Below are 6,497 nucleotides of genomic sequence, written 5' to 3'. Positions count from 1 at the left end.
GCGGGCGGACCCTCTCCATCTCCTCAGGTGTCACACCTGACAGGACATCACAACGTACCTGACGACGATCAACCGGGGTAGCTAACAAAGCCCTATTAGTGCCGCAGCAGGTAACGTTCGCCCCGCTCGTGCGGCGAGTCCCGCCTTGCTGGTGGGCTGTACCTTGGCGCCGTGGATTACCTGATTGAACTTCGGCGTGAACTTGATGCGTTCGGTGCCGTGCTGGATGGTGACTTGTCGGCCCCGGTCGAGCACTGCGGCAGTTGGAGGTTGGTGGATCTGGCCGTGCACATGGGAGCGGGGAACCTATGGGTCGTCGCGGCGGTGCGGGAGGGGCATGGCGATGGCTATGACGAGGGTGCCGCACCCCGAGACCGGGCTGGTCTCAAGGCCTGGTATGTCAAGACGGCGGACGCGCTCGTGCAGGCCCTGTCGGTTGATCCGTCGACCGGGGCATGGACGTTCTTCCCGCCGCACACGGTCGGGTTCTGGCGTCGGCGCCGCAGCCAGGAGACGCTGATGCACCTGTGGGACGCCGAGCAGGCGCTCGGCTCGGCGACGCCGATGGATGCGGCGCTCGCCGCCGACGGTGTCGCCGAGGTCTTCGACACCATGGCGCCCCGCATGATCTCCAAGGGGGCCGCCACCTGCCCCGAGCTGGCCGTGCGGATCACCGCCACCGACTCTGGCCGCTTCTGGACTTACGGGCCCGGTGAGCCGATCGCGGAGGTCTCGGGCACTGCCGAGGACCTGCTGCTGATGTTGTGGGGGCGCAAGCCGCGGGATAGTGGATCGGTGACCTGGGCTGGGGACCTTGAGGCGGGGTTGGGTGTGCTGGCCGGGCCGCTGGTCCCCTGACTTGGGATCAGGCGATGTTCGATCATTCTGACCGTTCGGTGCGGCCCAGTGCAGCAACCAGCCCCGACACGTCACGACAGGGCGACGTTGCCCGATTCGGCACTGGTTTCGCCCAGGCCTCCACGTGTCACTCCGGACGACTCGGCCAGGTTCGGTGTTCCTTCTCGCCCGCGTCCCGCCACCGGTACAGGTTCACGTTCACGTTCACCTGCACCGTACGGCGGTTGATGGCGCCGCTTGAGCGGGAAAAGGCGCGGGCCGTGCCCGGGTGGCACGGCCGTCGGTGGTCGCCTTTCCTCTGGTCCGCGAGCGTTGCGGTCCGTGCGGGTACGCGGTTCTGGACCGCGACGCAGTCGGCTGATCCCCGGGGAAGTCGTCCCCTGGATTCGAGCCTGCTCGCTGTGGCGAGTTCGGGAGGACAGTGCGTCGTCACTTGCGCCGGCGCTGCCACCAGCGCCGCGGGCGCTCCTCCTCGACGTGGGCGTCCTCCTCTTCGGCGCGGGACGCGGCCTCGGCCGCGGCCTTGAGCTTCGCGGCCATCGCGACGACGCGCTCGGCCTGGATGCGGGCAGCTGTGCGGGTGGTGTCGTTGACGGGGTTGGTTCCCTGGCCGTCCACATGGGAGGTGCCGTAAGGGTTGCCGTCGACGAACTTGGCCGGATCCGTGAAGCCCGGAGTGACGACGATGCCACCGAAGTGGTGGACGGAGTTGTACAGGGCGAGCAGGGTCGACTCCTGGCCGGCGTGAGCCGTGGCGGTGGAGACGAAGCCGCTGTAGACCTTGTCGGCGAGGCGGCCATCGGCCCAGAGTCCGCCGAGGGTGTCGATGAACTGCTTCAGCTGGGACGAGACGTTCCCGAAGCGGGTGGGGGTGCCGAAAATGACTGCGTCCGCCCATTCGATGTCCGCGGGGGTGGCCTCGGGAACATTTGCGGTGGCGGCGTGGTTGGCGGCCCAGGAGGGGTTGGAGTCGATGGCGTCCTGGGGGGCCAGTTCGCCCGTCTTGACCAGGCGGACCTCGGCACCGGCCTTGACGCCGGCGTCGTGCAGTTCCTTGGCGATCTCCGTGATGGTGCCGGTGGAGGAGTAGTAGACGATTGCGAGCTTCACGGGGGTTGTCATGATGGGCGATTTCCGTTCGCTGTTGGCAGGTGAGGCGTGGGGAGTGGCCGACGCCTCGAATTAAGACGACCGGTCGTCTATTAAAAAATAAACGACCAGTCGGCATCTGTCAAAGGAGCGGTGGGGAGCGTGGCGAAGCGCACTCGGTCACCGCCCGGGGCCGCTGCACATCCCCCTGCGGCCCGGGTGGTGTGGTGCCGCGGTGGCTGCGCACCACCGCGGAGCCCGGGACGGACGTGCCGACCGCCTGAGGGCTGTCCCGCGATCCCCGGCGGGCACGTGACGACAGCTACAGAGCCTCGCTGCGTTGTCGGAACCCCCGAATACGTCCAGTATGCGAGCGCTCCTCCGCCTTGCGATGCACCCCCTATGACGCCGCACGCTGATCCACCAGGGATTTCGGGGCAGCCCTGAGCTTGAGGGCGACCGCCGCCCCACGCGAGGTCACCGGGGCCGGCGCGCTGTTGTGGTGGACCGACGCTCAGTCCCGCAGCCGTATGAGGCGCCTGCCCAGGACCGAAGGCGATCCTGGGACTGGGCGGGCGCGGATAGCTCGCCCAGACGATGGGCGGCCGTTCGCCACGCGATGGTCACCGCGGTGTGCGCCACCGACGTCCGGAGAACGCGGCCGCCGCTCAGTTCGACCGGCGCGCCGACATGCACATGGATGTCGGGTCGGCGCAGCGGCGCTGTGACCAGGCCGGCGAGTTGTTTGACCGTGCTGCCGGAGGTGACTCGGCGGGCGCCGGCCTGGCCCACAGGCACCACAGGGGCGCCGGTTCGCTCGGCAAGCCGGGCCAGGCCGCTGCGGAAGGTTCCGGGTGCTGCTTCCGAGGCGTCCTTGCGTCGAGGAAGGCCGCCCTCGGCATAGATGAGGACAAGATGTCCCCGCTCCAGGGCCTCTGCCGCAGCGTCCAGCGAGGTGGCGGCGCGGTGGTCCCCCCGGACGACAGGAATGTGCCCTTCACGGGCGAGGGCGCGGCCGAGCAGCGGGACCCGCCACAGACCTGCGGCCGCCATGATGACCGGCTCGACTCCCAGGCGGCGCAGGGCGGCGACCACAATGGCGGGGTCGGCAAGGGACGTATGGTTGGCGGCGATGATACTGCCCGGTTCGAGGTGAGCGTCGGGGTCGGTGCTCACCGACAAGCGGTCTACGGCGGGCACCAGGACGTCGGCAATACGACTGAGCATGAAGGGCCCCCGGCCTTGACGATGTTGATCTCCATCATCGAGGGCAGGCGCCGCTCGGGCATGAGTCGTCCTACTCATCTACCGGGTCGAGCCAACGAGTACGGGCGTCCGGTTCCCGCTCTGACGGGCGGGGCCGACAGGAAGGGAATGTGAAGATGAATGGGCAACACGACCGCTGGGCCGAACTGACCGGCGGGCAGGCCGGAGAGGAGTACGCCCAGCGGTTCGCGCAGCTCGCCGAATCCGGCCAGGACATTCACGGCGAGGCCGCCTTCTGCGCCGCGCTGCTGAAACCGGCCGCCCGGGTACTCGACGCCGGTTGCGGCACCGGTCGCATCGCGATCCGGCTTGCCGAGCTGGGCCACCACTGCACGGGTGTGGACGTGGACTCCTCCATGCTCGCCGTCGCCCGCCGGCAGGCCGCCGAACTGGATTGGTACCTCGGTGACCTGGCCCGCTTGGATGCGTTGGGCCTGAGTCCCGACTTCGACTTGGCGCTCGCCGCCGGAAACGTCATCCCCTTGCTGGCCCCCGGCACCGAATCGGTCGTGATCCGGCAACTGGCCGTCGCGCTGCGGCCCGGCGGTCTGCTGGTCACAGGCATGGGACTGGACGCCGCGCACCTGCCACTTCCCGAACCCTCGGTGACCCTTGAGGAGGTCGATCACTGGTGTACCCAGGCAGGACTGACCTTGCGCGGGCGCTATGCGACCTGGAGCGGCGATCCCTACTACCAAGGCTGCGGGTATGCCGTCAGTGTGCACTCCAGTCCCACCGCTTGAGCCGGCACCGGGTTACGAGATGCCGGGCAAGAGGCTTGAAGGCACTGGAGCGTTGACTCGACGCACACCCGGCCCCGATCGCCTTGCTCAGTTGGCCCGGCCCTTCGCTGGTAGCAGCGCCAGTTCCGCGACGACCGCACGGTGGTCCGTACCGGGCACGTTGAGCTCACTGACGGAGACCCCGGCCAGGCCGGAGCCGTGCAGGACGTGGTCCAGTTGGATGAGAGGGGGGACGAAAGCATGGCCGACGGGCCACGTGCGGCCCCATCCACGGCCCAGTTCGCCGTGGACGTCAGTCAGGCCGGCCGCGAGCAGGTCCCGCATAGGGGCGTGGTCGAGGGATGCGTTGAAGTCGCCCAGAAATACGGTGTCAGGTTCGCTTCGACGGGCCATGGAGGCCAAGGCGGCCATATCCCGTGCCCAGCGCCTGGTGTCGCCGAGCGGATAGTAGGTGTGAACGGCCACGAACCGCACCCTGTGCCCGTCGACCGAGACCTCGGCTGTTGTCTGGGCCCAAGCGGTGTCGACGTGCGTGGTGCCACCCTCGAACAACGGGTGCCGTGAGTAGATCGAGGAGTCGTACTCGGGGTGGAGTTCCCGGTACGGCATCAGCGCGCCCAGACCCGCGTCGTCGAGCGCATCCACGCCTGCTGAGGGCATCTGCTCCACAGCCAGCACGTCGATCCGCTCGGTGCGGATCAACTTCACCAGCGCGTGGGGATCGGCTTTGCCACCGTTGGTGTTGAGGGTGGCGACACGCAACTCGACCGATTCCTCCGGCACGCTCCGTCCCGCAGGCACGAACCGTGGTGCCAGCAGCACCACGTGGGCGATGACCAGAGCAGCGACGACGGTGATCGCCCATCGGGACCGAAGGGTGGGTACAGCGGTCATCAGGCCCAGTACCAGTACACCGAGAACAGCCGAGTAGGGAAAGAGCACGATGGGCATCGCGAACGGTGTTCTCGCGTCGAGCCCCGTCAGCCGGACAACAAGCAGAACGGCGGGTAGGGCAAGCGCGACGCCACAGCCCAGCGTGCCCCACGACCGTCCTCGTCGGCCGGGTGTTCGCCGCCGGTCCGAGTCGAGCGGGGGGTCGGTAACCGTGTCCGTCATGCGTCCCCACCCCGGAGTAGTGCCCGGCGAGATGATCGTGATCACCGGCTTGGGTAGGGGGACGTCGGCGCAGGGCGCACGGTTCCGCGACCGACCGTCGGTCCTCCCTGCGTTGACGTATTGGGAACGATGTGTCAGTGCACGTGCGGCTCGAGCGGCCTGGGCTGCGGGCGAGTGGCCGAGGCACTGCCCGACCGGGCGGCGAGGTCACCGTGGGGTGGAGGGGGGCGGCCGTCGCGGCCTCGATCGGGATTCCGGTCGGATGCGACGTGCATCGGCCGGCCGACGCGTGTGCCCGACCGGGAACCCCGGCCGGGCACACACCTCATCCGATCAGCGAACCGGCCCGCAGACCTGGTCCGTCTACTCGGTCCGCTGCAGGGCGAAGTCGGCTGTCGTCCGACCACCGGCCACGGTCTTCACCTGCTGGCTGCTCGAGACGTACCCGTCACTGGACACCGTGACCGTGGTCCTGTCCGCGGAGCTCTTCACCCACACGTGGTAAACGCCCTCGGCGTTCGTGGTGGTGGTGACGAGCTCCTTGCCGCCACGGGACAGGGTGACCTTCGCGCCGGGGAGCTTGGTGCGGCTCCCCGCGGTGACCGTGCCGGTGATCTCCGTGTACGAAGCGGGAGCCGTGGCCTTCAGCGTGACCGGCACAGGCGCGTTCCGGTAGGGCGAGTCGTCGATCATCGACAGGGTGGCCGCGTAGCCGCCCGGAGCGGTGAGCGTCCGGGCGTCCGCTGTGACGCGGACCCGGGTGGAGTGGCCCGGCGCCAGGGTCACCTTCTTCGAGCTCGTGGACAGCCAGCGAACGTCGTCGCCGTCGCACTGGTCGGTCCCGGGCAGGATGGAGACACCATAAATAGGTGAGGTTCGCGTAGTCACGGCCGCCGAGGTCGATGAGGCCGCAGCCGGCGCTGCGTCCTCCCTCGTACGCCAGGCGAGGTGTGTCAGGCAGAGCCGTCCAGACGTCTGTGACCGGGTCGTACTCGACTGGCCGGAGTCTCTCCAGGTTGCGAGTGTTGCCGCCGACGGCCTGAATCTTGCCGTTCGCCGCCGAGAAGGACGTCGCCGGAGCAGCGTAGGGCATGTCGGACACCCGGTCCCAGGTGTCGGCTGCGGGGCGGTAGAGGTAGGAGTGAGAGTTGTTCACATAGCGATCGGCGTCGTTGTGGGAGCCGCCTCCTGCGCACAGGACACCGTAGGTGATCCCGCCGCATCCGCCGCCCGTGACCGCGATCGGGTAGTCGGCGATTTGGTCCCAGGTATCGCGGGCCGCGTCGTAGCGGAAGGACGCCTGCGTTTCCTTGAACGCTCCGTTGACCCCGCTTACGACCTCGGGGGAAATTGAGATGCGGGCGTGCTGGCCTGGCGGTTCGGCTGGTGGGTGATCAGCAGGCGGTGTCGCGGACGAGGACGAGC

Annotated in this window: 6 protein-coding genes; 2 read left to right on the top strand and 4 right to left on the bottom strand. The window is 68.5% G+C overall.

Translation table 11 applies throughout. The features are described 5' to 3' along the window. Nucleotides 1-171 precede the first annotated feature (171 nt). A complete protein-coding gene (locus ACFU5K_RS30965; protein WP_384067796.1) occupies nucleotides 172-858 on the top strand; it encodes a maleylpyruvate isomerase family mycothiol-dependent enzyme in 687 nt (228 codons plus the stop codon). A 429-nt stretch (nucleotides 859-1,287) separates the two neighbouring features. Here ACFU5K_RS30965 and wrbA read toward each other — a convergent pair whose 3' ends face one another. Both wrbA and ACFU5K_RS30955 read right to left on the bottom strand, forming a co-directional pair. Then, nucleotides 1,288-1,980 (bottom strand): NAD(P)H:quinone oxidoreductase, encoded by a 693-nt coding sequence (gene wrbA / locus ACFU5K_RS30960; protein ID WP_384067793.1) that lies wholly within the window; start codon nucleotides 1,978-1,980, stop codon nucleotides 1,288-1,290. A gap of 444 nt (nucleotides 1,981-2,424) precedes the next feature. Beyond that, on the bottom strand, nucleotides 2,425-3,174 hold the full coding sequence (locus tag ACFU5K_RS30955) for a lysophospholipid acyltransferase family protein (RefSeq protein ID WP_384067790.1): 750 nt from the start codon (nucleotides 3,172-3,174) through the stop codon (nucleotides 2,425-2,427). Between the two features lie 155 nt (nucleotides 3,175-3,329). On the opposite strand from ACFU5K_RS30955, the gene ACFU5K_RS30950 reads away from it, so the two are divergent. Then, a complete protein-coding gene (locus ACFU5K_RS30950) occupies nucleotides 3,330-3,956 on the top strand; it encodes a class I SAM-dependent methyltransferase (RefSeq protein WP_384067787.1) in 627 nt (208 codons plus the stop codon). Nucleotides 3,957-4,043: 87 nt separating this feature from the next. On the opposite strand, the gene ACFU5K_RS30945 is transcribed toward ACFU5K_RS30950, so the two are convergent. Further along, on the bottom strand, nucleotides 4,044-5,072 hold the full coding sequence (locus ACFU5K_RS30945; protein ID WP_384067784.1) for an endonuclease/exonuclease/phosphatase family protein: 1,029 nt from the start codon (nucleotides 5,070-5,072) through the stop codon (nucleotides 4,044-4,046). A 363-nt stretch (nucleotides 5,073-5,435) separates the two neighbouring features. Next, entirely contained in the window at nucleotides 5,436-5,960 is a 525-nt protein-coding gene (locus ACFU5K_RS30940; protein ID WP_384067781.1) for a carboxypeptidase-like regulatory domain-containing protein, read from the bottom strand. Between the last annotated feature and the right edge of the window lie 537 nt (nucleotides 5,961-6,497).

The sequence above is a fragment of the Streptomyces sp. NPDC057428 genome, assembly GCF_042803195.1.
GTDB lineage: Bacteria > Actinomycetota > Actinomycetes > Streptomycetales > Streptomycetaceae > Streptomyces.
The sequence above is the reverse complement of the archived record's forward strand: the minus strand, read 5'-3'. Positions and strand labels throughout refer to the sequence as shown.

Bases quoted from the DNA above. Each gene is read 5' to 3' on its own strand.
- wrbA (WP_384067793.1), bottom strand. From the start codon at position 1,980: ATGACAACCCCCGTGAAGCTCGCAATCGTCTACTACTCCTCCACCGGC.
- ACFU5K_RS30955 (WP_384067790.1), bottom strand. From the start codon at position 3,174: ATGCTCAGTCGTATTGCCGACGTCCTGGTGCCCGCCGTAGACCGCTTG.
- ACFU5K_RS30950 (WP_384067787.1), top strand. From the start codon at position 3,330: ATGAATGGGCAACACGACCGCTGGGCCGAACTGACCGGCGGGCAGGCC.
- ACFU5K_RS30945 (WP_384067784.1), bottom strand. From the start codon at position 5,072: ATGACGGACACGGTTACCGACCCCCCGCTCGACTCGGACCGGCGGCGA.